General features: G+C 68.1%; 22 protein-coding genes. 18 read left to right on the plus strand and 4 right to left on the minus strand.

The features are described 5' to 3' along the window. Positions 1-113: 113 nt before the first annotated feature. Positions 114-935, minus strand: a complete 822-nt coding sequence (locus tag ACI78U_RS10220) for an SDR family oxidoreductase (RefSeq protein WP_456875196.1) — start codon at positions 933-935, stop codon at positions 114-116. Beyond that, positions 932-3,001, minus strand: a complete 2,070-nt coding sequence (locus tag ACI78U_RS10225) for a SpoIIE family protein phosphatase (protein WP_456875197.1) — start codon at positions 2,999-3,001, stop codon at positions 932-934. The genes ACI78U_RS10220 and ACI78U_RS10225 overlap by 4 nt, the downstream gene beginning before the upstream one ends. Before the next feature lie 477 nt (positions 3,002-3,478). Here ACI78U_RS10225 and ACI78U_RS10230 point away from each other — a divergent pair, with 477 nt between their 5' ends. Beyond that, entirely contained in the window at positions 3,479-3,772 is a 294-nt protein-coding gene (locus ACI78U_RS10230; RefSeq protein ID WP_456875198.1) for a hypothetical protein, read from the plus strand. Here ACI78U_RS10230 and ACI78U_RS10235 read toward each other — a convergent pair. Further along, positions 3,738-4,769, minus strand: coding sequence for a glycoside hydrolase family 3 N-terminal domain-containing protein (locus ACI78U_RS10235; protein ID WP_456875199.1), 1,032 nt, complete (start codon positions 4,767-4,769; stop codon positions 3,738-3,740). The genes ACI78U_RS10230 and ACI78U_RS10235 overlap by 35 nt on opposite strands. 244 nt (positions 4,770-5,013) lie before the next feature. Between ACI78U_RS10235 and ACI78U_RS10240 the strand changes: the two genes are divergently transcribed. Continuing rightward, on the plus strand, positions 5,014-5,679 hold the full coding sequence (locus ACI78U_RS10240) for a TVP38/TMEM64 family protein (RefSeq protein ID WP_456875200.1): 666 nt from the start codon (positions 5,014-5,016) through the stop codon (positions 5,677-5,679). A gap of 69 nt (positions 5,680-5,748) precedes the next feature. Here the strand turns inward: ACI78U_RS10240 and galE are convergent, their stop codons facing one another. Next, positions 5,749-6,726 carry a UDP-glucose 4-epimerase GalE gene (galE, locus tag ACI78U_RS10245; RefSeq protein WP_456875201.1) on the minus strand — a complete coding sequence of 326 codons (978 nt, stop codon included), beginning with the start codon at positions 6,724-6,726 and terminating at the stop codon, positions 5,749-5,751. Between the two features lie 131 nt (positions 6,727-6,857). Here galE and ACI78U_RS10250 point away from each other — a divergent pair, with 131 nt between their 5' ends. The 16 genes from ACI78U_RS10250 to ACI78U_RS10325 all read left to right on the plus strand — a co-directional run bounded on the left by ACI78U_RS10250 (position 6,858) and on the right by ACI78U_RS10325 (position 25,341). Then, the gene (locus tag ACI78U_RS10250; RefSeq protein ID WP_456875202.1) at positions 6,858-7,802 is read left to right on the plus strand and encodes a UDP-glucuronic acid decarboxylase family protein; all 945 of its coding nucleotides are present in this window, start codon (positions 6,858-6,860) and stop codon (positions 7,800-7,802) included. 61 nt (positions 7,803-7,863) lie between these two features. After that, a complete protein-coding gene (locus ACI78U_RS10255; protein ID WP_456875203.1) occupies positions 7,864-8,709 on the plus strand; it encodes an ABC transporter permease in 846 nt (281 codons plus the stop codon). Then, positions 8,699-10,012: an ABC transporter ATP-binding protein gene (locus ACI78U_RS10260; protein WP_456875204.1), complete on the plus strand. Its 1,314-nt coding sequence runs from the start codon at positions 8,699-8,701 to the stop codon at positions 10,010-10,012. Before ACI78U_RS10255 ends, ACI78U_RS10260 begins: the two co-directional genes overlap by 11 nt. After that, the gene (locus tag ACI78U_RS10265) at positions 9,981-10,931 is read left to right on the plus strand and encodes a GNAT family N-acetyltransferase (RefSeq protein WP_456875205.1); all 951 of its coding nucleotides are present in this window, start codon (positions 9,981-9,983) and stop codon (positions 10,929-10,931) included. The genes ACI78U_RS10260 and ACI78U_RS10265 overlap by 32 nt, the downstream gene beginning before the upstream one ends. A gap of 133 nt (positions 10,932-11,064) precedes the next feature. After that, positions 11,065-12,192, plus strand: a complete 1,128-nt coding sequence (locus ACI78U_RS10270) for a DegT/DnrJ/EryC1/StrS family aminotransferase (protein WP_456875206.1) — start codon at positions 11,065-11,067, stop codon at positions 12,190-12,192. Next, a complete protein-coding gene (locus tag ACI78U_RS10275) occupies positions 12,192-13,226 on the plus strand; it encodes a glycosyltransferase (protein WP_456875207.1) in 1,035 nt (344 codons plus the stop codon). Before ACI78U_RS10270 ends, ACI78U_RS10275 begins: the two co-directional genes overlap by 1 nt. Next, positions 13,210-14,253, plus strand: a complete 1,044-nt coding sequence (locus ACI78U_RS10280) for a hypothetical protein (RefSeq protein ID WP_456875208.1) — start codon at positions 13,210-13,212, stop codon at positions 14,251-14,253. Before ACI78U_RS10275 ends, ACI78U_RS10280 begins: the two co-directional genes overlap by 17 nt. Before the next feature lie 25 nt (positions 14,254-14,278). Continuing rightward, the gene (locus tag ACI78U_RS10285; RefSeq protein WP_456875209.1) at positions 14,279-15,040 is read left to right on the plus strand and encodes a class I SAM-dependent DNA methyltransferase; all 762 of its coding nucleotides are present in this window, start codon (positions 14,279-14,281) and stop codon (positions 15,038-15,040) included. Further along, a complete protein-coding gene (locus ACI78U_RS10290) occupies positions 15,040-16,677 on the plus strand; it encodes a glycosyltransferase family 2 protein (protein ID WP_456875210.1) in 1,638 nt (545 codons plus the stop codon). Before ACI78U_RS10285 ends, ACI78U_RS10290 begins: the two co-directional genes overlap by 1 nt. Before the next feature lie 223 nt (positions 16,678-16,900). Then, positions 16,901-18,376 carry a glycosyltransferase family 2 protein gene (locus ACI78U_RS10295; RefSeq protein WP_456875211.1) on the plus strand — a complete coding sequence of 492 codons (1,476 nt, stop codon included), beginning with the start codon at positions 16,901-16,903 and terminating at the stop codon, positions 18,374-18,376. Positions 18,377-18,525: 149 nt separating this feature from the next. Then, positions 18,526-19,797, plus strand: a complete 1,272-nt coding sequence (locus ACI78U_RS10300) for an O-antigen ligase family protein (protein WP_456875212.1) — start codon at positions 18,526-18,528, stop codon at positions 19,795-19,797. Further along, a complete protein-coding gene (locus ACI78U_RS10305; protein ID WP_456875213.1) occupies positions 19,794-20,867 on the plus strand; it encodes a polysaccharide pyruvyl transferase family protein in 1,074 nt (357 codons plus the stop codon). Before ACI78U_RS10300 ends, ACI78U_RS10305 begins: the two co-directional genes overlap by 4 nt. 88 nt (positions 20,868-20,955) lie before the next feature. Then, on the plus strand, positions 20,956-22,098 hold the full coding sequence (locus tag ACI78U_RS10310) for a Coenzyme F420 hydrogenase/dehydrogenase, beta subunit C-terminal domain (RefSeq protein ID WP_456875214.1): 1,143 nt from the start codon (positions 20,956-20,958) through the stop codon (positions 22,096-22,098). Further along, the gene (locus tag ACI78U_RS10315) at positions 22,095-23,345 is read left to right on the plus strand and encodes a hypothetical protein (protein ID WP_456875215.1); all 1,251 of its coding nucleotides are present in this window, start codon (positions 22,095-22,097) and stop codon (positions 23,343-23,345) included. Before ACI78U_RS10310 ends, ACI78U_RS10315 begins: the two co-directional genes overlap by 4 nt. Beyond that, a complete protein-coding gene (locus ACI78U_RS10320; protein ID WP_456875216.1) occupies positions 23,342-24,235 on the plus strand; it encodes a glycosyltransferase family 2 protein in 894 nt (297 codons plus the stop codon). The genes ACI78U_RS10315 and ACI78U_RS10320 overlap by 4 nt, the downstream gene beginning before the upstream one ends. Then, positions 24,232-25,341 carry a glycosyltransferase gene (locus tag ACI78U_RS10325; protein ID WP_456875217.1) on the plus strand — a complete coding sequence of 370 codons (1,110 nt, stop codon included), beginning with the start codon at positions 24,232-24,234 and terminating at the stop codon, positions 25,339-25,341. The genes ACI78U_RS10320 and ACI78U_RS10325 overlap by 4 nt, the downstream gene beginning before the upstream one ends. Positions 25,342-25,468 lie beyond the last annotated feature (127 nt).

A 25,468-nucleotide genomic window follows, 5' to 3' on the forward strand; every position in this document is an offset into this window, starting at 1 on the left:
CGCGCCGACCCCCCCCCCCCCGCCCCCCGCCCCCGCCGCCCCCCACCCGGCCCCCCCCCCCCCCCCCCCCCCCCCCCCCCCCCCCCCCCCCCCCCCGCCCCCCCCCCCCACGACTACGCGCGGAGGTGGTCGGAGAAGGTCCGCGGCGGGCGGCCCAGCAGCGCGGCGAGCACCCGCGGGCTGCCCGTGAACCCGTGCGCCCGGTACTCGGCGAACATCGTCCGCAGGCAGCGCCGCGCGTAGCTGCCGTCGTCGTCGGGCGGGTCGGCGTCGACGGCGGTCACCTCGCGCCCCAGGTGCGGGGTGAGCAACGCGGCGACGTCGGGCGCGGTGAGCTCCTCGGGCCCGGCTGCCTCGAACGTGCCGCTGTCGAGGCCGTCCTCGGTGAGCAGCACGGCGGCGGCCTCGGCGACGTCGCGCAGGTCGACGAACGACTGCGCCCGCTCCAGTCCCCACGGGCTGCGCAGCTCCCCGGAGCGCGCGGCGGCGGGAACGGCGGTGTCGAGGTTGTCGGCGTAGGCGCACGGCTGCAGCACCCGCCAGCGGGCGCCGGTGCCCGCGACGGCGCCGTCGAGCGCCTCCTCGACGCGGTCCTTGGCGGCGTGGTGCGGCATCGCCCGCACCTGCGGGCGCAGCACCGAGTGGTACACCAGCCGCCCGACCCCGGCGCGGGCCGCGGCGCGCAGCACCGCCGGGGCGGCGTCCTGCTCGCGGGGGTCGAAGTTGGGCCACACCAGGTACAGCGCGGCGGCGCCGGCCAGCGCGGCCGAGACGTCGCCGGCCAGGTCCGCGACCACGACCTCCGCACCCAGCGCGTCGAGCTCCGGCCGGGGGCCGGGCGTGGCGACGACGGCGCGCACCCGTTCCCCCCGGTCGCGCAGGGCGCGCACGACCGCGGTGCCGGTGGGGCCGCCCGCGGCGGTCACGACGATCACCCGCCCGACCCCGCCGGGCGCGGCCGGTCCTGCGGGTGCAGCCGGACGGCGACCAGGGCGACGTCGTCGTCGGGTCGGCCGTCGACCATGCGCTCGACGAGCAGGTCGCACAGCTCCGGCAGGGGGCGCCCGGACAGCTCGGCCAACGTCTCGACGAGCCGGGCCTGCCCGGCGTCGAGGTCCTCGTCGCGTCGCTCGACCAGGCCGTCGGTGTAGAGCAGGACGGTGGCGCCCCGGTCGAGGCGGGCCACCGACTCCCGCCGTTCGCGGTCGGGGTCGACCCCGAGCAGCATGTCGGCGCGGCCCCCGGCGAGGACGGTGACCGCGCCGTCGGGGCCGAGCACCACCGGCGGCGGGTGCCCGGCGTTGGACCAGCGCAGCCGGGTGGTCCCGTCGCCGACCTCCTCGGGGGTCTGCTCCAGCCGGGCGACGGCGGCGGTGGCCAGCGTCGGCAGCCGCAGCAGGGCCATGGACCGGTCGAGGTCGCACAGGACGTCGGCCGGCCCGGCCCCGGTGCCGATCGCGATGCCGCGCAGCAGGCTGCGCAGCTGCCCCATCGTGGCGGCGGCCGCGGTGTCGTGACCGGCGACGTCGCCGATGACCAGGACCGTCGCCCCGTCGGGGGTGAGGAAGGCGTCGTACCAGTCGCCGCCGACCGCGGCCGCCTCGGCGGCGGGGAGGTAGCGGACGACGATCTCGGCGTGGTCGGGCTCCGGGGGCGCGGTGAGCATGGAGCGCTGCAACTCCAGGGCGAGCTGCCGCTGGGTGCCGTAGAGGCGCGCGTTGTCCAGCGCCATGCCCAGCCGGTCGGCGACGTCGCGCAGCGTCGCGACCTCCTGCTCGGTGGGGACCCGGTCGCCGGTGTAGAGCAGCGAGACCAGGCCCAGCGGGCGGTCCCGGCCGCGGAGCGGGAGGGCCAGGGCGGCACTCGGCCGCAGGGCCCTCAGGAGCTCGCGAGGCTCGCCGTCGGGCGTGGTGGCCACCGCGTCGTGGCCGGGGAGGCTCAGGACCTCGCCCCCGGAGATGGTGCGGGTCACCGCCGGGATGGAGGTCAGCGAGGACAGTCGCGACCGGGCGTAGCGCTCGAGCAGGTCGCGCTGCGCCTCGTCGGCGTGCCAGGTGCTCACCGACCGGCCGTGTCCGTGCTCGTCGAGGACGCTGACGATGCAGGCGTCGGCCAGCACCGGGACCACCAGCCGCGGCACCTGCCCGGTGGCGACCTCGGCGTCGAGGGACCCGGCCAGCTCGGTGCTGACCCGGGCCACCGTGGCCACGCGCTCCGCGGCGCGGCGGAGCTCCTCCTGGGCCCGGACCCGCTCGGTGACCTCCAGGAAGTAGACCGACAACCCCTCGGCCGTCGGCCAGGTGCGCACCTCGTACCAGCCGTCGAGCGGGGCGGGGTAGTAGGCGTCGAAGGTCACCGGCTCGCCGGTGGCGGCCGCGCGGCGGTAGGCCTGCTCGAACACCGAGCCGCGGGCCGCCGGGAAGGCCTCCCAGATCACCTGGCCGACCAGTTCGTCCCGGGAGCGGCCGAGCATGCGCTCGGCCTCGGCGTTGACGTGCGCGAAGCGCCAGTCGGGGGTCAGCGCGTAGAAGCCGGCCGGCATCGCCTCGAGGACGCGGGCCACGCCGAGCTGGTCGGTGACGTCGGAGGCCGCGCCCAGCAGCCGGGTGGCGACGCCCGTCACGTCGCCCAGCGCGCGGCCACGGGCGGAGATCCACCGGGTGGTGCCGCCGGGGAGCCGGACCCGGTAGAGCGCCTCGAAACCACCGCACGTGTCGATCGCGCGCTGGACGGCCGCGGCGACGTCGTCCCGGTCGTCGGGGTGGACCCGGGCGGTGAAGGTGTCGACGGCGCGTCCGGTGGGGGTCCCGTCGTCCTCGAACACCCCGGCCAGCCGCTGGTCGCGCTCCAGCACCCCGCTGACGAGGTCCCAGTCGAAGGTGCCGATGCCGGCGGCCTCCATGGCGAGTTCGGCGCGCAGCGCCGTGGCGATCTCGTCGACGTGCCGCTGCGCCTGCCGCGTGTCCGCACCGAGCGGATCCGGTCCTGCTGAGTCCTCCACTGCGCCTTTCCTGCTCCGCCTGTCCGGGGAGGTGCCGTCCCGGTGGCTGGAGACGCGCTCGACGGGCCTGTTTACCCCACGGGTCCGATCGTGTGCAACGGATCGGGTGGACGTCCCCATCCGGGAACGCTGCGCGACCGCCGATCGTCTCCTGGATGGCGTCGACGCGCAGCACGGGGGCCGGGGACGACGGCTGGGGGACACGTGCCGTGGTGGGGATGGGCGCTCCTGGGATGGGCCGCCCTCGCGCTCGTCCTGGGTGTCGTCTTCGGCAGGGTGATCCGGACGGCCGAGCGCCGGGAATCCGGCGACGGCGGCTCGGACGAGGCCGAGGAGGACGGTTCCCCTCGGATGGGTCGCCTCGGGCGAGGCAGTGATCCCCGGCAGGCCCCCGGACGGGCTCGGCGCCCCCACCAGGATCACCTGACCGGGTAGGTCTGCGCGGCGTCCCCGCGTGACGCGGCTACCGTGCTGCTGGTGTCTCGCTGGACCTGTGCCGTCGTCGTGGGCGTGGTGCTGTCCGGCTTCACCGTCCTGCTCCTCACCGGCGAGTACGTGAGCGAGGGCCCCATCCTCGTGCAGGTGGTACCGGATCACGGCCTGCACCTGGGGGACGTGTTCGTCCTCGCCGCGTGGGCGGTGGCGATGGCGCTGCTGGTGGTCCTGGTGCGGACGCACCGACGACCGCCCGGCGACGCGGGCTCGCCGTGGAACGCTGCACCCGACCCGTCGCGCGTCAGTCCAGGAGTCCCGCCTCGGCCTTGGCGGTGAGCGCCGTGCGCACGGCGGCGTCGACGACGGTGGAGAAGGTGGGGTCGGCCTCAGCGCGGGCGAGGACGGCGTCGACCATCTCCGGGTAGACGTCCTCGGTCACGGTGAGCACGAGGGTGCCGCCGGCCTCGAGGAAGCGGACCGCGCGGTCACCCGGCGGGACGTCGTCGAAGGCGACGGCCGCGCCGACGTCGTCGGTGATGACCACGCCGTCGAAGCCGAGGAAGCCCCGCAGCAGCGTGGTGATCACCTGCCGCGAGAAGGTGGCCGGCGCGTCGGGGTCCAACCGCGGGTAGGTCGCCGACGACACCATGACGAACGGGTCGGCCTCGGCGCGGGCGAGCTCGCCGAAGGCGGCCACCTGCTCGCTGTCGGCGGTGGTGACGGGGTCGGTGACACCGGCGGCCTCGTCGGTGTTCCGGTCGACCAGACCCAGGCCCGGGAAGTGCTTGACGGTGGCGGTGACGTCGTGGGCCGCCAGCCCGTCGACGACGGCCCGCACGTCGGGGACGGCCTCGGCGGGCGTGGCGGCGTACTGCCGCCCAAAGGCGCCGATCGGGTCGTTGGCGGCTTCGGTGCCGGCCGGGACGACGTCGGCGACCGGCGCGAGGTCGAGGTTGATCCCGGCCGCGGCCAGCGAGGCACCGAGGCGGTCGGCCAGCGCGGCCAGCTCCTCGGGCGGCAGCCGCCCCTGGTCGACGGCGGGTGGCAGCCGCTCGAAGCCGGGGCCCTTCAACGCCTGCACCGCGCCGCCCTCCTGGTCGACGGCGATCCACGGCCGGGGGCCGGGGGCCGACTCCGCCCAGCGGCCGGTGACGGCGGCGAGGTCGGCGGCCGGGGCCTGCGAGCGACCGGCGAGGAAGAGCCCGCCCACGCCGTCGGCGACCAACGCGTCGCCGGGGGAGAGGTCCTCGAGCTGCACGCCGACGACGAAGAGCTGCGCGACCTCGGCGCGACGGTCGAGGTCGGCGAGCGCGGCGTCGACCTGCGCCTGCACCGGGTCGGCGGGTGTCGGCGGTGCGGTGCTGCTGGCGGCCGTGCTGTTCGGAGCGGTACTCGTGCCGGGACCGGCGGTCTCCCGCTCGGCGGAACCGGAGCAGGCGGTGAGGAGGCAGAGCAGCGCGCCGAGGGCGGCCGGGCGGGTGCGGGCGGGCAGGGCGTTCCTCTCCTCGGTGCGGCGGGACCACGGTGCTCCCAGTGTGCCTGCCGGGGTGGTGGCGGTCGTGGGTCACCATGGTCGGGTGCGGGGGACGTGGGTGCGGGCCGGCGCGCTCATCCTCGTCCTCGCCGTCGCCACGCTCGCTGCGCTGACCCTCGACCTGCCCGACGTCGCCGCGGTGCGCGGGTGGGTCGAGCGCGCCGGCACCCCCGGGCTCGTGCTGCTCACCCTGGCCAAGGGGCTCGTGGTCGTGGGCCCGGTGCCGCGGTCGGCCCTGTGCTTCCTGCTCGGCGTCGTCCTCGGCTTCCCCGCGGGACTCGCGGTGTGCCTCGCCGGGGGCGTGCTCGGCGCGCTCCTCGCCTTCGGCCTGTCCCGGACGCTGGGCAGGAACGCCGTCGTCCGGTTGGCCGGACCGCGGCTGACGGCCGTCGACCGGGCGTTGAGCAGCCGGGCGTTCGCGGCGGTGTTCATCGCCCGGGTGCTGCCCTTCGCGCCGTTCAGTGCCGTCAATCACGCGGCGGGGCTGAGCGCCGTCCCGTTCCGGCCCTTCCTGGCGGCAACCGTGCTCGGGCTCGTGCCCGGCACGGTCCTGCAGGTCGGGGCGGGTGCATCGGTGCCGCAACTCCGCGAGTGGGCCGCACGCGCCGGGTCACCGGCGGTGGTGGCCGTGGTGTCGGCCGTCGTCGTCGGGGCCGCCGTCGTCCTCGTGTGGCGGCGTCGCGCGGGGTCGGGGACGACGTCGCGCTGAGGGAACCCGTTCTCCCGATCGAAGCGGCCGGCGGCGGGCCGCGCCGGATGGTGAGCCGGCCGGAGGGGCTCAGCCCGTCCCGTCGGCTCCCGTCTCCGCAGCCCAGGCGCTGCCGACCATGTCGGCGAGGTCGTACCGCGCCGTCCAGCCGAGTTCATGGGCGATACGGTCGACCCGTCCGACGATGCGGGCAGGATCACCCGGACGGCGATCGACGACGTCGTGCTTCAGCGGCCGGCCGGTCACCGCGCGAATTACGTCGAGGACCTCCAGCACGCTGCTGCCCTCGCCTCGGCCGACGTTGAAGGTCGCCGTCCGCGGTCCACCCTCGAGTACCTCGGCGGCGCGGACGTGGGCATCGGCGAGGTCGCGGACGTCGACGTAGTCACGGACACATGTGCCGTCTTGCGTGGGATAGTCGCCGCCGAACACCCGCGGACGCTCACCGTGTGCCAGCGCTCGGAAGACGAGCGGCACGAGGTTGTAGGCACCAGTGTCCCGCAGCTCGGGCGCGGCAGCGCCGACGACGTTGAAGTAGCGGAGGTTCACCACCCCCAGGCCGTACGCGGCAGCCGAGGCGTCGAGAACTCGCTCGCCGTAGAGCTTGGACTCCCCGTACGGGCTCTCCGGGACCGTCGGGGCGTCCTCACCGACAAGGTCGAGATCCGGCGTGCCGTACACCGAGCAGCTCGAGGAGAAGACGACCCTGGTCCCTTCGGTGGCACGGAGTGCCTCCACCAGGCTGACCACACCACCGACGTTCTCGCGGGCGTAGAGGAGCGGGTCGGCCATCGACTCGGTGGGCGACTTTTTGGCGGCCAGGTGCAAGACGCCGGATGGGCGAACCCGCTCCAACAGCGACGTGAGTGCGGCAGTGTCGAGGATGCTCATCGGCTCGAAGTCGACCGTCGTTGGCACCCGTCCGGCCAGGCCGCTGGAAAGGTCGTCCACCACGAAGGCGTCCCGGCCGGAGTCCAGCAGAGCCTGCACGACGTGCGCGCCGATGTAGCCGGCCCCGCCCGTGACCACCCATCGTCGCCGTGGCATGCGACGGAGGGTAGCCGCACCGCTCGTACGGGTTGGTCATCCGCGACCAGAATTGCCCGTGACCCGTTCGCTTTCCACAATGGGCGGGATCTGCCGACTGGCCGGTCGTCCACGCTGACGGGGAGCGTGCTGTGACGCGTGTCGTCGTGACAGGAGGCGCTGGCTTCCTCGGGTCACACCTGTGCGAGCGGCTGCTGGACGACGGGTGTGAGGTACTCGCTCTCGACAACCTGGTGACCGGTGACCCGGAGAACGTCGACCACTTGCTGACCCGTGAGGGGTTCCGGCTGGTCAAGTACGACGTCACCAACTTCGTGCACGTTGTGGGCCCGGTTGACGCGGTGCTGCACTTCGCCAGCCCCGCCTCTCCCATCGACTACCTGCGGCTGCCGATCGAGACGCTCAAGGTGGGCAGCGCCGGCACTCTGCACGCGCTCGGCCTGGCGCGTGCCAAGGACGCCCGGTTCCTGCTCGCGTCAACGAGCGAGACGTACGGCGACCCCCAGGTGCACCCGCAGCCGGAGACCTACTGGGGGCACGTGAACCCGGTGGGTCCGCGCGGGGTGTACGACGAGGCGAAGCGGTACGCCGAGGCCCTGACCACGGCCTACCGCACGTACCACGGCGTCGACACGTCGATCGTGCGGATCTTCAACACCTTCGGTCCGCGGATGCGGCCGAACGACGGACGCGCCATCCCGACCTTCATCCGTCAGGCGCTGACGGGCGAGCCGCTGACCGTGGCCGGTGACGGCAGCCAGACCCGGTCAGTCTGCTACGTCGACGACCTGGTCGAGGGCATCGTCCGGCTGGTGCGTTCCGGCCATCCCGGGCCGATGAACATCGGCAACCCCGGTGAGATGTCGGTGCTCGATCTGGCGCAGCTGGTCCTCGAGGTGACCGGCTCGGCTTCGGACATCAGCTTCATCGAGCGCCCACAGGACGACCCGACCGTCCGCCAGCCCGACATCACCCTCGCCCGGGAGGTCCTCGAGTGGGAGCCTCGGGTCTTGATCTCGGACGGGATGACGCGCACAGTGGATTGGTTTCGTCGATGCGGATCGTTGGCTTGCTGATGGCCATCCAGCGTCGGATGCAACATGACAATGACTCGGCCGGGCCGGGTGGAGTCATCGTATGACCGACATGACGCAACCCGGGTCAGCGCGAGCCACGGTCATCCGTCCCTCACGAGGGCGTCCTTCGGTGGGCTGGTCCGAACTGTGGGCCTACCGGGACCTCTTCTACTTCCTGACGTGGCGAGACATCAAGGTCCGTTACAAGCAGACCGCACTCGGCGCGGCGTGGGCCATTCTGCAGCCATTCTCCACCATGGTCGTCTTCAGCATCTTCTTCGGGAAGTTGGCGGGCATCCCTTCAGGTGATGTTCCCTACCCGGTGTTCGCGTATACTGCGCTGGTTCCCTGGACCTTCTTTGCCACAGCGGTCGTTCAGGCCAGTAACAGCATGGTGGACCAGGAAGCCATCCTCACCAAGGTGTACTTCCCGCGCCTAATCGTTCCCACCGCGGCCGTGCTCGCCGGCGTGGTCGACGTCAGTATCGCATTCGTCGTGCTCGTCGGCATGATGCTCGTCTACGGGATCGTGCCGTCGGTCGCGATCGTCACTCTGCCGTTGTTCGTGTTGTTCGCAGCCTTCACTGCCCTTGCGGTGGCGCTGTGGCTCTCGGCACTGAATGTGCGATACCGCGATGTCCGATACACGCTGCCCTTCCTCGTGCAGCTCTGGCTCTTCGCGTCCCCGGTTGCCTATCCCTCGTCCCTCGTCCCCGAGCCCTGGCGACTCCTCTACGGGCTCAACCCGATGACGGGAGTGGTGGATGGGTTCCGATGGGCGCTCCTGGGCGAGGCGGTCGCCCCGGGGCCCGAGTTGCTCGTCTCGGTGGCAGCTGTGATCGTCCTGTTCGCCGGGGGGATCGTCTACTTTCGCAAGATGGAGAGGTCCTTCGCTGATGCCGTCTAGGGATCAGGACCTGGCGCTCCGGGTCAGTGGTCTCGGGAAGCGCTACAAGATCGGGGAACAGGAGCCCTATCTCGCTCTTAGAGACGTCATCACGAGAGCGGCCAAGGCGCCGCTGGCCAAGATGAGACGTCCGGCTGAGGCCTCCTCGTCGGAGGGGAACACGTTCTGGGCGTTCCGAGACGTCAGCTTCGAGCTGCGACACGGGGAGGCGCTCGGGATCATCGGACGGAATGGCGCGGGCAAGAGCACGCTGCTGAAGATCCTGTCGCGCATCACGGAACCGACCGAAGGTGAGGTACTCCTCCACGGGCGAGTGGGCGCCCTGCTCGAGGTCGGGACCGGCTTCCACCCCGAGCTCACCGGCAGGGAGAACGTGTTCCTGAACGGGGCGATCCTGGGGATGCGTAATCGAGAGATCCGGACGAAGTTGGACGACATCGTCGAGTTCGCGGGTGTCGAGCGATTTCTCGACACTCCGGTGAAGCGGTTCTCGACGGGCATGCGGGCGCGGTTGGCATTCGCCGTTGCAGCCTTCCTCGAGACGGATATCCTCGTGGTCGACGAAGTGCTGGCGGTTGGTGACGCGGAGTTCCAGAAGAAGTGTATGGGGAAGATGGGTGACGTGGCCCGGGGTGGACGCACCGTCCTGTTCGTCTCCCACAACATGGCCGCGATGGAGACGCTGTGTCGGCGCTCCATCTGGTTGGAGAGTGGTCGGTGCATGGCGGACGGTCCGACGCCGGAGGTCGTCTCCCGCTACCTGTCGACCTCGTTCTCCGCGTTGAGTGAGCGTTCCTGGCCGGATCGAGAGACGGCGCCCGGCAACGATGCCGTCCGCCTGCGCCGCGCGGTCGTACGCCCGGAAACCGGGTCATCGGACGAAGTCGTCGATGTCCGCACCCCCATCGCGATCGAGATCGAGTACTGGAACCTCCGGCCTGGTGCACGGCTCAATCTCAGCCTGCACCTCTACAACGAGCAGGGGATCAAGGTCTTCAACGCCCTCCCTTATCTGGAACGGGCGTGGCAGGGACGGCCCTTCCCGGCTGGGTTGTACCGCGACACCTGCCACATCCCGGCGAACCTGCTCAACGACGGATTGCACCGCGTCGAACTGATGGTCGTCGAGAACTCGAACTACGTCATCTACGAGATCGAGGACATCCTGGTGTTCGACGTCCGGGACGACGCCGCTGGACGGGAGGGCTGGTTCGGTTCGTGGGAGGGGGCCGTCCGTCCGCAGCTGACCTGGGAGACGGAGCAGCTCCTCGATGATGATGCTCTGGAACGACTCCGTGAGTGAGGGACCCGACCTCGGCTACGGCGACCCACGCTATGTCGCCTCGCTGGCCGAGTTCGGTGACCCCGTCAGACTGCCCGGAAGTGGTGGCTGGGTACTGGATCGACCGGTTCCGAGATCGCAGTGCCACGACCTCATGGGGCCTTATCCGCTCTTCGCCTGCCGTGACTGGTCGAGGCTGGGGGGAGATCTGGAGGACCTCGCGGAGAACTTCGTCAGTGTCGTCCTCGTGGCCGACCCCCTAGGCGGTGCGGATCTGCCGATGCTGCGGACAGCCTTCCCGCATCACGTGAAGCGGTTCAAGCAACACCTCGTCCGCGACTTGACCGCGCCGGTGTCGCTGCCGATGCACCACCGTCGGCAACTGCGACGAGCGGAGCGGTGCGTCGACGTCGAGGTGTGTCTGAGGCCGCTCGATCATCTTGACGACTGGGTCGACCTGTACTCCCACCTCGTCGCTCGCCATGCGGTCACTGGGGTGAGTGCTTTCTCCTCGCAGTCCTTCCGTGAGCAGCTCGCCATGCCGAACATGATCGCGGTGCGCGCGGTGAGGGACGGTGTCACGGTCAGCATGGCCTTGTGGCTCCAGGCGGCGCAGCGCGCGTACTACCACCTCGGAGCCTCGACCTCCTCCGGCTACGAGGTGGGTGCCTCCTACGCCGTCTTCGCTGCCGCCCTCGAGCACCTGGCGAAGAGAGGAATACGACACGTCGACCTCGGAGGCTCGGCCGGCGCGGGACCTCACAGCGATGGCCTGTTCCGGTTCAAACGCGGCTGGGCCAACCTCGAGGTGCCCGCCTATCTGTGCGGCCGGGTCCTCGACCCACGGAGGTATCTGGAGTTGAGCGGCGCGGCACACGACGCCGTCGGCTGGTTCCCTGCGTACCGCGCCCCGCACGTGCTGAGGTCGGTCAGCGGGTGATGGGCGCATGGTGAGGAATGAGGGACCCCGGCGGGACGAGGGCCGAGCGGACTTCGCCATCCTGGGTGGACCGCCGGCGTTCGCGACACCTCGGCACGTCGGACAGCCGAACGTGGGGGATCGTGACCGGCTCATGCAGAGGATTGAGGACGTCCTCGACCGTCGGTGGCTCACGAACAACGGACCCATGGTCACCGAGTTCGAGCGTGCGGTGGCATCGGTTGCGGGAGTGCGGCACTGCGTCGCGACCTGTAACGGCACGGTGGCGCTCGAGATCGCTGTTCGCGCCGCGGGATTGCAAGGCGAAGTCATCACCACACCGTTCACCTTCGTGGCCACTGCGCATTCCTTGCTATGGCAGGGCATCACCCCGGTGTTCTGCGACATCGACCCGCGGACACACAACATCGACCCAGCGAAGGTCGAGCGCCTGATCACGCCACGGACGTCCGGCATCCTCGGCGTGCATGTCTGGGGGCGGCCGTGCGCGGTCGACGAGTTGGCCGCCATCGCGAAGAGGCATGGACTCACCCTGCTGTTCGACGCCGCACACGCCTTCGCCTCCTCCGACCGAGGGCGGATGGTCGGAGGCTTCGGCAGTGCCGAGGTGTTCAGCTTCCACGCCACGAAGTTCGTCAATGCGTTCGAGGGTGGCGTGATCGCGACGAACGACGACGGGTTGGCGGAACGCGCTCGCCTGATCCGGAACTTCGGGTTCGCGGACTACGACCAGGTCAGCATGCTGGGGACCAACGGGAAGATGATCGAGGTGTCCGCCGCGATGGGCCTCACCTCACTGGAGTCCTTGGACGAGTTCATCGACACCAACCACCGCAACTACGAGGCGTACCGCGTGGGGCTCACCGATGTCCCCGAGGTGGAGCTCATCCGCTACAGCGATCAGGACCGCACCAGTCGCCAGTACGTCGTCATCGAGGTGGGCGAGGAGTCCCCACTGTCGCGCGATGACCTGCACCAGGTGCTGTGGGCGGAGAACGTCCTCGCGCGCCGGTATTTCCACCCCGGTTGCCATCGGTTGGAGCCCTATCGCTCCATGTACGACGGTGTGGCCGTCAGGATGCCGGAGACCGACCGAGTGGCGAGGCGGGTGTTGAGTCTCCCCACGGGAACCGGGGTTGGGGAGGAGGACATCGAGGTCATCACTCGTGTCATCCGCCGGGCGATGAAGGCCGGTCGGACTCTGGTGCGGGAGATGCCGGCACGGAAGCACTCTGCGTCGAGCAACAGGGGTGTCGAGTAATGACGGCCGCGGCGTCAGGTGTGCGCGTCAGCGTTCTGGTCACAAGCTACAACCACGAGCGCTTCATAGGTCGGGCGCTGGACGGAATCCTGCAACAGCAAGGCATGGGGTCCGTGGAGGTCCTCGTCGGCGACGACTGCTCGGCCGACGGCACGCGCACCATCATCATGGAGTACGTCCGAGAACATCCTGACATCATTCGACCGGTGTTCCCTGAGGAGAACCTGGGCGCTGGCGGCAAGCTCATCTTCGCTGAACTCATCAAGCTGTCCCGCGGTGAGTACATCGCCGGGCTCGACGGAGATGACTACTGGACCTCTGGCGACAAGTTGCGCCGCCAGGTCGAGTACATCGACGACCATCCGGAGTGCTCGATGGTCTTCCACAATGCGGTCCGCCGCGACGAGAGTGGACGAGTGTCTGATGTGTTACATACCCCACCCGGGATGAGTCAGACGCTGACACTCCACCAGTTGCTCGACTTCAACCCGGTGGCCGCCTGCACTCCCCTCTTCCGGAGGCAGGTGCTCGATCCGTTGCCGGACTGGTACCTCGAGCTGCCCTGGGGTGACTGGCCGCTCTACTTCCTCGCTGCGCGGCACGGCGAGATCCACTACCTGCCCGACGTGATGGGCGTGTACCGCATTCACCACGGCGGCATGTACTCGGGGATCTCGCGGCTGGGCGGACTCCACCTCATGGCCGTTTTCCTCGATGGCATAGCGAACGTGGTCCCGTCGGAAGTGGACGGCCACCGGCGACTCCGACTCGCCGCCACCCTGGTCGAGGCCGCGCAGGAACACTTGCGACGGGGAGATCGACCTGCTGCCCGGCGTTGCCTCTCGGACAGCTTCCGAGCGTGGCCCCTCGATGTCCGCAAGTTGAAGCGTGGGCAGGTCGAGCGTGCTCGGCTTTCACTGTGGTCGAGGTCCAGGGCGGTCTCTCACTCGCCGCGTCTCCCTTCTCACGACGCAGAGGGACCGGGAATGCTCGGCACAGTGCGGGAGGGGCACGCCGGTGCAGATGAAGGTTGAGCCGTCCGTGCAGGCGCTGATCCCACTCGAGGACCGCAATGCGTGGGAGCGAGCTCTCCACGGGATCCCGCACGCCTTTGGTCATACGTGGGCCAATTGTCGGGCGATGCAACTGACAACCGGCTGGCCGACCTTCCTCTACACGTGGGAGGCCGGTTCGGCGCGCGTCGTGTGCGCCGTTGCAGAGAGGGGGGAGGAAGGGCTAGTCGACGTCGTGACACCGTACGGATTCGGCGGCTTCGTCGGTATTGGAGCGATGACCGGGATGCTCAAGGACTGGGACGAGTTCGCCCGGGAGCGTGGTTACGTCTGTGCCTACATCGGGCTGCATCCGGAGTTGGCGCCTGCGGTGTGCCGGAGCACTACGGACTACTACGAGCACAACGACGTCTACATCTTGGAACTCGACAGCGGGGTCGATGTCCTTCATCGGGGGCTGTCTTCGAACAGGCGCCGGCAGTTGCGTGCATTCGACAGCGGTGCAGCCCGGCTCGTCGACGACCGACCGAGGCTCGAGGCGTTCTTCTTGGACAACGTTGCGGACTTCATGGCGCGCAAGGGAGCCAGCGCCACGTACTCGTTCAGCGACCGGACGTGGCACGCCCTGCTCCGTGAGGACGCCATTTTCCTGCTGGGGGCAGAGTCGCCCGAGGGTGACCTCGCCGCTGTGTGCGTCTTCGCCTACACCGCCTACAGCGGGGAGTACCTCTTCGGGATATCGCGCACTGACGGCGACCCGTTCTCCGCCCCCCTGCTCTGGGCCGGCGCCGTGATGCTGACGGACATGGGGATCCCACGGTTGAACCTCGGTGGTGGCGTGCGGCGAGGGGACGGCATCGCCGAGTTCAAGCAGCGCTTCGGGGGGAGGCGATGGCCACTCGGGGCACTCAAGCAGGTCTTCCGACCTGCCGTGTACGCGGATCTTTCCCGGGCCGTGGGAGCCGACCCGTCGGATCGGACAGGCTTCTTCCCGCCGTTCCGTGCGTCCGGGGCTCTTGCCGCGGACGTGTCTCGACGTCTTAGTTGATCATGCCACCTGCGTCTGGAGAGCCATGTTCACCAAATCAGCACCGTTCTACGACGCGCTGTACAGCTTCGTCGACTATGAGGGAGCGGCGGCCAAGCTGCGGGACGTGATCGAGGCACGAGCTCCGCACGCGTCGACACTTCTCGACGTGGGCTGCGGCACAGGCCAACACCTGCAGCACTTCAGCAGGTACTACGACATCGAGGGCTTGGACCTTGACGGGCAACTGCTCGATGTCGCGCGTCGGAGGCTCCCCCACAGCCCTCTGCACGAGGCCAACATGGTGGACTTCTCCTTGCCCCGGCGCTTCGACGTGATCACCTGCCTCTTCAGCGCCATCGGCTACGTCCAGACGCGTGAGGCGATGCGTCAGGCGGTGCAGAACATGGCCGACCACCTCCAGCCGGGTGGACTCCTCATCATCGAACCCTGGTTCGAGCCGGACCATTACTGGACCAACACGATCACGGCCAACCACGTCGACCAGCCGGGCCTGAAGATCTGCTGGATGTACACGAGCAAGCGGGAGGACAACGTCTCGGTGCTCGACATCCAGTACCTCGTCGGCACGCCGCAACGGGTGGAACACTTCTCGGAGCGACATCGCATCGGGCTGTTCACTCGGGACGAGTACGAGTCCGCATTCGCCGATGCGGGGCTCCAGGTCACCTTCGATCCCGAGGGGCCGTTCCAGCGCGGCCTCTATGTCGGGCAGTCCGTGGAGGACACAGCCGGCGAGCTCCGCGAGGAGCCCGCATCCTCGGCGCCTCCGCGGAAGGCGTCTTGATGAACTCGACCGTCTTCAGGATCCTCACCCGGCGACCCGGTCGTGGCGGACGCCTCCGTAGGCCGGATGGACGTCCTTTCGAGAGCCTCGTCATCGCCGACGTGGACATGGAGGCCGGCGTCGCGACTGCCCAGCCGACATGGACACGCCCTCATCGGGATCCGGAGGGCGTTCATGCGCTCGTGTGGTACCACGGCGAGCCCATCGGGGAGGTCACGCGGGCGGGGTCGCCGGACGATGTGCTGCGGACGCTTCCCTACCTCGCGCGGCAGGAGCTCGATGACGCGTTCGTGGAGCACCAAGTCCGGGACGCGCTGACGACCCCGGACGGGTGGGAGGTCGCCGTGGCGGCAGGGCTCGAGGCAGTCCCCCACCCGGCGCGAGCAACATCCGCAGCTTCGGACGTCACTGTCGCCGTCTGCTCTAGGGACCGACCCAATGACCTTCGCCGCTGCCTGGTGGCGATCTCGCGACTCAGCACGGAGGTCGCGGAGATCCTGGTCGTCGACAATGCCTCGCAGGACGGGCGTACGCGCGATGTGGTCGCCGACTTTCCGTTGGTGCGTTATGTCAGGGAGCCACGGCAGGGCCTCGACTGGGCCCGCAATCGGGCCCTGCTCGAGGCGAGGACGCGGGTGGTCGCATTCACGGACGACGACGCACTCGTTCATCCCCGCTGGATCGACGGACTCCTGCAAGCCTTCGCTGATGAGCCCTCGGCCGTGGTCGTGACGGGGCTGGTCGTCCCTGCGGAACTCGCGACACCCGCTCAGGTGCTTTTCGAGATCGAAGGCGGATTCGGTCGCGGTTTCCGACGCATGTACTTCGCTGCGGCGGTGGAGGACGGAGAGGTCGCAGCCGACCGGTACACCGGGATCGGCCGAGCCGGCACCGGGGCCAACATGGCAGTCCTACGAGAAGCGGCGCTCGCCCTGGGTGGCTTCGACCCCGCCCTGGACGTCGGCACCCTCAGCGGTGGGTGCGGGGACTTGGAGCTGTACTTCCGGGTCGTCGCAGCGGGGCATCTGGTGGTCTACGAGCCCTCAGCGGTGGTTCGGCACTGTCACCGGCCCACGATGGACGGACTCGTCCGGCAACGACGCGGTGACGGAACCGGCTCATCCAGTTGGTTCCTCGGTGCCGGGCGTCACTACGGGAGAGATCAGTTCTTGTCGATCCTCCGGTTCGTGATCGTGTGGAGCGTGAAGCACCACATCAAGGGCAACATCGGCCGGCTCGTCTGGCCGAGGGTCCTGCCCCCAGGCACCCGGCTCGCCGAAGCCCGTGGGGCCCTCGACGCGATCTTCGGGCGCTACTACGAGCGCGCGCAACGCCAGGCGGCGGAGCGGGCCGCGGCACATCCGCACGAGCCGACCGCCCCACCGCTCGTCCGAACGCGGGCCCGTCGTCGGAGGCTCCGAGCGGGCAGTCCGGTCGTCCCAGTGGACCTCTCGGTGGGCGGGAAGGCTGCCGACGACCCATTCATGGCCTGCGCGGCCCGTGAGACGGTTGTCGAGGTGCGCCGGGATGGTGCACTCATGGACCGCTTCCGCGTGCACACCGGCGGCATCGCCATGACTCCGGCCCGCTTGCGTCGGGAGCTGGCTGCGCGCCTCGGATCGGCGGCCATCAGCTGATGGGCCATCGAAACTGGGGTAACGCCGGCAATCGTGACCGGCGCACAGAGCGGCCGCGCGATGCCGGCAACCCCTCGACGTGCCGATCTCCCCGGCTTCCGTTTTCGCTCAGACGTCCGGACCATGACGGTCCTGCGTCGTATCGACCAGGGATCGCAACGAGGAAGCCATACGCCTCCACTCTCCGGACTGGCCCTGAGCTCGGCTGCGAGCGGAGCACTCGATGGACCACGACGCCCGCGCGGAAGGTCATCGGGTGGTGAACTCGCCCGCCCTGGTGGTCCGGAGTGCGCTCGATAGGCTCCGTGGGAGCGCCAAGCTCCGTCGGCCGGACGGCCGCTCGTTCTACACCTCGCTCCTGGTTGCCGATGTCGATCTCGCCTCTCGCTCCGTGACGGTTCAGCCGCCCCTGACGGCGTCCTGCCACGAACCTGACGGCGTCCACGCCATCCTCTGGAACGGGGACGTACCGGTGGGTGAAGTGACCGTCCCGGGACTTCCGGAGGCCGTTCTACCGGGCCTTCCCGACATCGCCGCTGGACTCCTTCACACTTCTGGGCGCGGCCACCGCCTGCCGGCTCCCTGGCCTTCGCAGCGCGCGGTCCGTTCTGCCGACGAGGGAGGGACTGGGGCGCAGCGACCGTCGGGGTCGGACGCGAAGGACGTCACCATCGCGGTGTGCACCAGGGACCGCCCGGAGTATCTTCGCGACTGCCTGGCTGCCATTAGTCTGCTGAACGCCTCGGTGGCGGAGGTGCTCGTCGTCGACAACGCTTCCCGCGACGATCGCACACGGGAGGTCGCGCACTCCTTCCCGTTCGTCCGCTACGTCCGGGAACCGCGACAAGGGCTGGACTGGGCCCGCAATCGGGCTCTCGTGGAAGCGAAGACGCGGATCATCGCGTACACCGATGACGACGTGCTCGTGCACCCCGGGTGGGTGGACGGCATCCTCCGCGCGTATGCGGAGGAACCGTCAGCGGTCGCCGTGACAGGCCTCATCATCCCCGCCGAATTGAGCACGCCGGCGCAGATCTACTTCGAGGGGCGTGGTGGCTTCGGTCGGGGTTTCGAACGCCGGTGCTTCCTGGGCAAGACTGCGGAAGCCGGTGCGCCGATCGACGTCGGTCTGGGTGCCGCGGGCTCAGGGGCGAACATGGCTCTGCTCCGTGACGCTGCACTCGAGCTCGGAGGGTTCGACGTCGCTCTGGATGTCGGCACTCCGTCGGGAGGGGGAGGCGATCTGGAGATGTTCCTCCGGGTCGTGTCTGCTGGTCACCTCCTGGTCTACGAGCCGACGGCAGTCGTGCGACACCGACACCGACGCACCATGGAGGAGTTGGCCCGGCAGAAGCGTGGTGACGGAACCGGCAACTACAGCATCCTGCTCGGCGCAAGTCATCGGTACGACCAAGAGGTGCGCTCGCGGCTGCGTCGTCTGGCGTTGTGGTGGCTCATCCAGCAGTACGGACGACGCGTCGTGTGCAGCATCATCTGGCCCGCCCTCTGGCCTCCGCGCCTCGTCTACTCGGACCTGCGCGGAGTGCTCGATGCGACCCTCGGGCGCTACTACGCCAAAGGCATTGCCCAGGCGGACCAGCAGGTGGAACGGCATCCGGGAGAGCCACCGGGACCTCGGCCGCGCGGCAGATTCGGTGCGGCTTCGGCCAACGTGGGGAGAGTCCGACGTAATCGGTGAGTGGCCTAGATGCGCGGACTCACTGGCGTGTATGCGCCGTTCGTTACCCTGTAGAGGCAGGAACATGCAGGGGATCCCCTGGCATGCGCCCGTAGAGAAGGTGGGGAATCAGTCGTGAAGGTAGGTCAATGACAAGCCTCCTGGGGGCTGTGATCGCCTTCATTGCGGGCGTCGTGCTAGTGCTCCTGGTCATTCGCGCTCGCACGGTCCTGACCGTGTCGACGCATGCCGTGGTCGGCATGGTCTATTGCGCCGGTTCATTGTCAGCAGTCCTTCCCACTCGGTTCCTGCTGATTCCGGTCGTCCTGACAGCCGTCGCTGCATGCAAACGGACGGACCGGAATCCTCGTGGGTGGCTTCTGTGGGCCAACATGCTCGTGCTGACCGCAGCCTTCGCGCTCTTCGCGGCCCTGAGTTGGATGACCTGGTGGTCACAAGCCGCTGGAGAGGTTTTCGTCAGGTACCTACTTCTCTTCATCAGTGCCGCATGGTTGGGGCGAGAATTGCTGCGCGGCGACAAGTTGGCCGGCTTTGGCTCGGTGTACATGAAGTGGTCGTTCGTGATGGCCGGCCTTGCGATGGTCGAGTACCTCCGGGATGCGACCCTGATCGAGCGAACGGACCTTGAGTACAACATCGTCCGAGACGGGCGCATCAGGTCCATCGTCTTCGCCGAGCACCCCCTCGTCCTGGCCACCCTGCTCACGCTGGCACTTCCTGTGGTGATGCGCGCGAGCAGCAGGACGCGGCAGGTGATCGGTGCAGCGGTGGTCCTCGCTGGGATCTATGCGACGCAGAGTCGCGGTCCACTCGTCCTGGCCCTGCTGTACGTGTCCGTGCGCCTGTTCCTGCCAGCGAAGCCACGAGTCGTCGTCTCCGCTCGCAGTTTGGTCTTCCCTACAGCGGTGCTCGCCATGGTGGCGAGCGGAGTCGCCCTCATCGCCGGGCCCACTGTGACGTCCGGTGAGTTGTCCAGTTACGACCCCGCGCAGGCGAGCCTCCAATACCGTGTCGCTCTCTACGTTCGCGTGGCAGACAGCCTGATCGCTCGCCCCTTCGGTTGGGGGCCGATGGGGCTCCCCGAAGGTGTGTACCTGATCGACTCACCGCTGGGTACCGTCGACCTGGCGGTCAGTATCGACTCCGAGCCGGTCCTGCTCGTGCTCGAATACGGCGTCGTGGGGCTGATCCTCTTCCTCGCCGTGTTCACCGTTGCGGTGGACCGACTCCTGCGGGTCGGCAACTGGTCGAGCGATGCGTCGATGCTCCTCGTGGCCTGCAGCACGTTCCTCGCCATCCACTCGTGGACGGGATTAGGGACGGCGGCATTTCTCTTGATCGGCGCTGCAGGGGCGGCGCCCGTGCAGCGCGGTGCACCTGCCGCCGATCGCCCGACTTTGATAGGAGTTGCACGAAGATGAGAACGCTTGTCGCCTGGGCTGATCCCGAGTCGCCCAACATGGGCGTGAGGGTGCTCGCCCAAGGGCTGCGGGATGGGCTTCCGTCGAACTGGCATCTCGAGTACGTCAGTCACCGCTCTCCCTTGGCCAGTGGCCCTCTCCTGGCAAGGCGGTCCCTCGCCGCGATGGCGGCGCCCACCGTCACACGCCGCGAGCTAGCCGACTACGACCTGATGATCGATGTAGGTGAAGGGGACAGCTTCGCCTCCATCTACGGGCTCAGGAGACTCCTTCGCATCACGGCGCTCAAGGGCGCGGCGCGTCGTGCCAAGGTGCCGGTCGTCCTGGCCCCGCAGACTCTCGGCCCTTGGAGGGGGCCTGCCGCGCAGGCGCTCGGCTACCTCGGGTTGAGGGCGTGCGACGCCGCGTGGGCCCGGGACTCGAGCAGTGAGCGCAGGGCCGAGCGCTATGCCGTAGGCAAGGTCCGGCTTGCGTCGGATCTCGTCTTCTGCGTCAAGGCGCCCAACAGCGGGGAGGACAGTGGCGACTCCTCGCCAATAGGGCTGAACGTCAGCGGATTGTTGTGGCAACCGAACAATCATGTCCCATCTGACCGATACCAGGCCTTCGTTCACGCACTCCTCGCGCAACTGCAGCGAAAGTCAGTGCCCGTCCGACTCGTGGCCCACGTCATTGCTGCGGGCAGTCAGGACGACGACTCGGCGTGCACGCGGGAGCTCGCTGCTCAGTACGACAACGTGGAGCCTGTCATCCCCGCGGACCTCACAGGTCTTCGTGCAGCCATCGCGGGTTGTTCGCTCATGCTCGGAGCGAGGATGCACGCGTGCCTCAACGCCCTGAGCCTCGGTGTCCCAACGATCCCGCTCGCCTACTCGGACAAGTTCGCATCCCTCTTTGCCGACCTCGGATATCCGGCAGGCTGGGACCTGCGGCAGTTGGCCGACCGGGTCCTCGACCCGAATGCGGTCCTCGCCTCTGCACCAACCCTCCAAGAGACCCGACGAGCCCGAGCCGACGGGATCGCCCGATCCGCAGCCTTCATCGAGTCGCTGGTGTGCAGGTATGCCTGACCGCGTGTGGACACCTGAGTCAGTCGCTCGAGCTGAGTTGTGCATCGGATGCGGCCTCTGTGCAGTGATGGCGCCAGAGTCGGTGAGGATGGTGAAGGACGCGCGGGGTTTCAGGGAACCCCGAGAGATCGGCGAGCCTGTCAAGCGACACGACCTCGAGGCATTCAATCGCTATTGTCCCGGGCTAGGGTACTCAGCTCCTCCGGGAGACCATGCGCCGACTGTCGACGATCTCTGGGGAGCCGTCCGTGCCGTGCGTGTGGCATGGGCCACTGATGAGGCAGTACGGCTGCGCGGTAGTAGCGGTGGCGCCCTCACTGCCATGATCCAGAGCCTGCTCACCGCGCAGGTCGTCGACGTGGTGCTCGCCCTTGGCTCAGACGGGAATGATCCATTGTCCAATGTCGCTTGCCTGATCACTCGGTCGGCGGACGCTCAGACAGCCGCGGGTTCCCGCTATGCACCTGGATCGCCCATGGACGGTCTGCTAGGCCTGGATCCACGTATGCGCATTGCCGTCGTGGCGAAGCCCTGCGACATCGCTGGGTTGCGCCGAGCCATCGCGGTCGACCCCGGGCGCTTCCCCGTGGTGGTCGCCATGCTGAGCTTCTTCTGCGCTGGGCAGCCAAGCGGACTCGGTACCAGCGCCTTACTGGATCGGCTGGGTGTCGACCGAGGCGAGGTCGCGCAGATCAGCTATCGGGGGAACGGCTGGCCGGGACCCTTCTCCATCTACACTCGCGACGGGCGGACCTACGAGATGCCTTACAGCGAGGCCTGGGGACGAGTTCTCAACCGGCATCTTCACAATCGCTGCAAGACCTGTGTTGACTCCGTGGGTCAGCATGCCGACGTCGTCGCCGCCGACTATTGGAAAACGGACGACAAGGGTTATCCCACCTTCGAGGAGATGGACGGCCGGAGCGCCGTGATCGTCCGCACCTCGATCGGATCGGAGCTCTTTGAGACCGCCGTGAAGACGGAACACCTCTCTTATCAGCAGCTGGACCTAGAAGACCTGAAGCGCGTACAGCCTTACCAGGTCGAGCGGCGGAAGTTCGCGGCCGTACGGGGGTTGGGCTTTCGCCTAGCTGGCCTGCCAGTGCCCTCCTGGCGTGGGTTCAAGCGATACCGGTGGGCATGGAGGCATCCTGTGTTCGCGGCACGGCAGGCCGTCGGATCGTTTCGTCGCGGACGCGACCGCAGCGGGGCTTCAGGTTCCGCTCCATGAAGGCAGGGGTCCTGCACGGTCTCGGCAACCTCCTTCCCGGAGTGACCGGCATCATCACGGCACCGTTGACCGCTAGAGCGCTGGGTGTCCAAGACAGGGGCGTCTCGTCCGTACTCATCACCGCCTTCGCCCTGTTCTCCGTAGCCGCTGCTGCAGGTCTCGGTTGGGGGGCTCGCGAGGCGACGATCCGGCATCCGGGCGCTGCCCCCGTGTGGGTACGACGCGCTTGGTGGGTGTCCTTGGTGTCTGCCGTGCCGGCTGCTCTCTTGACCTTCTGGCTCGCCCGCGGGCTCGCCTTGGAGCGAACTGAAGTCGTGGCCCTGATAGTGCTGCTCGGCTTCGCCTCCACATCCGCGGTCCGTAGCGTCCAAGCCAATGTGCTCCTTTCGCGCGGTGCAATTGCTGCTGTCGGGCTTGCCAACATCGTCATGGCTCTCGCGACCACCGCTGCCCTTGTGGCGTTCTTCTTCGCCGAGCGACTCACCGTTGCGACGGTTGTCGCGCTGAATGCCCTGGGCCTGGTGGCTCAATGGTCCGTACTTCAAGTGGCTCTCCGTCGAGACAGCAGATCAGAGCGCGTCCTCGCTTCGGGCGGCCCGGCAGGATTCAAAGCGCCAGACGCCGACGTACGAACCTACTTCCTCACGGGCGTCGCCCAGACTCTCGACGCATTGTCGAGTCGACTTGACATCCTGTTGGTGGCCATAGTGGCCTCTTCGCGATCCGTCGGCCTCTACTCTGTCGCCGCCGTACTGCCTCAGGTGGGCTACTTCCTGTTCCTCACGTTGGTTCAACGCAGCTTCGCAGTGTCCCCGTCGCTGTCTATCGAGACACGAAGCCGACATCTGTTCATCGCTTGCACGGGAGTTGCGGTCGTATACGCGGTGGTTGGTGGCGCGCTCGCCGCGCTGGCTATCGTGCCCATCTTCGGGCAGGAGTTCGAGGAGGCTCGGAGCTATCTTTGGCCGGCCATGGCCATGACAGTCGGCTTGGCCGCGCTGGCCCCCACTCTCCTGCGTTGGCAGAGGGGCGGGAGGTCGGTCGTTTCCTCCTTGTCCGCGTTGCTAGTGGTCGGGGCGCTTGCGGCGTTCGTTGGAACCGCGATGGGCGACTGGTGGTCCGTGACCGTCTTGGGAATTGGGCTCATCGCTCTAGGCCTGGTTGATCACGTGAGGCAATGGGGCTGGTCGGACGTTTTGAGGGGTCATCGACAGGCATGGCGCGTCGTGGTCCGGGGAGTGTCATGACATCGACGCAAGGCGACGACTGCGCAGGTCTAGGAATTGTCATCGTACACTTCCACAACGAGGTTGCGCTGACTCACACTCTCGAGGTACTGGACCGCGAAGGCCTCTTGAGTCTCCCGGTTTTGGTCGTCAACAACGGTGGTGCGGTAGAGAGCGTTACTGCCTTGAGACGGATTCATCCTCAAGTCCGATGGTTGGAGCTGGCCAATCCGGGCTACGGGGCGGCCGTCAATGCGGGGGTGGCAGCGCTCCCGCCGGACGTCGCGTACATCTGTGTCCTCACCCATGAGGTCTCCCTGACCCGGGAGACGGCCCGGGCCATGGTGGCGGCCCTTGCCGAGGAACCGATGACCATGGTCGGTCCGAAACTGGTTGACGGCCGAGACGGCTCTCTGTGGTCACTTGGGGGGATCCAGAGCACCTGGACAGGGAAGCCGCGGCACGTTACGCGGGCTACCGACGGGCGAAAGACATTGGAGGCGCACTGGCTGGACGGCGCGATCTTCGCTATGCGCAGGTCCGACTTCAAGCGGATCGGCGGGGTCGATGAGAAGTTCTTTCTCTATTTCGAAGACGTGGAGTTGGGTTGGCGCTTACGTCAATACTTCAGCGGCCGGGTCCTCGTCCTGCCCGAGGTCTCGGCTGAGCAGTCCCCTGGAAGCGCACTCGATCAATACCTGGCCACCCGCAACATGATCTATCTGCTGTGGCGCCAGCAGCGGTGGCTCTCGCTCTTCCTTTTCGTATTGGAAACCATATTGCGCCTGACCGTGGGAGTGCTTTTGAAGCCGGAGGGTGCGCTGACGCGTAGCGACAGACGTTTCAGGGGATTGATCGCCGGGATACGCCTCACTTGTAGCGAGCGGAAGGCAACATGGACACGAGGGTGATCGTCCTCAGCTTGGCCAACCCGAGTGGTCAATCACACGGCGGCGAGGCGCGTATCCGTGGGCTGACGTCGGCCATTGCCGCCAACGGATACGGAGTGGAAACTTGCGAAATCCCGCAGGCGGCGACCGGCGAAGCCGCCAGTGGCATTTGGGACGTGGTCGGACGACTCAAACGGCAGTTCCTTCCCCTTCCCTTGGTCCGCCGGCGACTGGTTCCGCAGACTGCAATCCAGCGTCCACCTGGTGTGGTGCTGCTGTCCACGGTCCCGCATGTGACCTACGCGATGACTGCGCATGGGTATTCGGTCGACTGGGCGGATTACTTCGATCTGCCCTTTCGATTTGCGGAGTCCGAGGCTGCCAGTCGGTCCGGGCTTGCGCGTTTGAGCTCCCAGGTTCAGTCGCGGGCTATGGCTGCGCACCATCGACGCGCTACGCGCCAGTCGAGGATGTCCACGTACGCGGGCTATGGAGATTTCAAAGCAGCCGGAGCGACTTCCCGGTCGGTTTGGCTGCCGCCTGTCGTCGAAGCGCCGACCGCGCTACCGCGACCGCAGCTCCAACGCAGGACAGCTGGCTTCATGGCCAACTTCAACTACTGGCCAAATCTTGATGCATTGACGAACCTGTTGGAGAATTGGCTGCGGCCTCTGCGTCGTGCCGGTTTCGACGTCGTCGTGGGCGGCTTCGGTGCAGAGCGACTTTCTGCGCTCCCGAGCGGCGTTAGGAATCTAGGCCAGTTCGAGAAGGTCGAGGACTTCTATGCTCACGTCGACGTGGTGGTCCTTCCAGTGCGGCGTGGAAGTGGCATCAAGGTGAAGGCCATGGAAGGCCTCCTCTCAGGGCGGCCCGTGCTGGTTGATCCGCATGTCCTCGACGGCTTCTTGCCAAGTCACGCAGCCTGCTTCGAAGTCTTCACGGGTGAGCCCGTTACTTGGGAGAAAATGAGCATGCGCAGAGCGGCGATGGCTGGCGTCGCAGAGGCGGCTGCGAAGGCGTTCAGCGCGCAGACGCAGAAGGAGGCTATCGCGCAGCTACTCGAAAATCTCCTATCGCGGTCCACAGGCATTGGCCCTAACCTGCAGGACGGTGCTGACTCGAAGTAGCCGCAGACCCAATCGGTGACACCCTGTCATTGACGCGGCCGATCGGAGGTCTGATCACATTGGCGTAGTGCTGGCGTGCGAGAGGCCAGCACCAGCAACTTCTGCGGCCTCCCGCTGAGGTTCATTC

Source organism: Geodermatophilus sp. SYSU D00710 (genome assembly GCF_054050195.1).

Excerpts from the sequence above, each read along its gene's own strand:
- galE (WP_456875201.1), bottom strand. The coding sequence starts at position 6,726 with ATGCCACGGCGACGATGGGTGGTCACGGGCGGGGCCGGCTACATCGGC.
- ACI78U_RS10255 (WP_456875203.1), top strand. The coding sequence starts at position 7,864 with ATGACCGACATGACGCAACCCGGGTCAGCGCGAGCCACGGTCATCCGT.
- ACI78U_RS10260 (WP_456875204.1), top strand. The coding sequence starts at position 8,699 with ATGCCGTCTAGGGATCAGGACCTGGCGCTCCGGGTCAGTGGTCTCGGG.
- ACI78U_RS10265 (WP_456875205.1), top strand. The coding sequence starts at position 9,981 with ATGATGATGCTCTGGAACGACTCCGTGAGTGAGGGACCCGACCTCGGC.
- ACI78U_RS10270 (WP_456875206.1), top strand. The coding sequence starts at position 11,065 with ATGCAGAGGATTGAGGACGTCCTCGACCGTCGGTGGCTCACGAACAAC.
- ACI78U_RS10275 (WP_456875207.1), top strand. The coding sequence starts at position 12,192 with ATGACGGCCGCGGCGTCAGGTGTGCGCGTCAGCGTTCTGGTCACAAGC.
- ACI78U_RS10285 (WP_456875209.1), top strand. The coding sequence starts at position 14,279 with ATGTTCACCAAATCAGCACCGTTCTACGACGCGCTGTACAGCTTCGTC.
- ACI78U_RS10290 (WP_456875210.1), top strand. The coding sequence starts at position 15,040 with ATGAACTCGACCGTCTTCAGGATCCTCACCCGGCGACCCGGTCGTGGC.
- ACI78U_RS10295 (WP_456875211.1), top strand. The coding sequence starts at position 16,901 with ATGGACCACGACGCCCGCGCGGAAGGTCATCGGGTGGTGAACTCGCCC.
- ACI78U_RS10305 (WP_456875213.1), top strand. The coding sequence starts at position 19,794 with ATGAGAACGCTTGTCGCCTGGGCTGATCCCGAGTCGCCCAACATGGGC.
- ACI78U_RS10310 (WP_456875214.1), top strand. The coding sequence starts at position 20,956 with ATGGTGAAGGACGCGCGGGGTTTCAGGGAACCCCGAGAGATCGGCGAG.
- ACI78U_RS10315 (WP_456875215.1), top strand. The coding sequence starts at position 22,095 with ATGAAGGCAGGGGTCCTGCACGGTCTCGGCAACCTCCTTCCCGGAGTG.
- ACI78U_RS10320 (WP_456875216.1), top strand. The coding sequence starts at position 23,342 with ATGACATCGACGCAAGGCGACGACTGCGCAGGTCTAGGAATTGTCATC.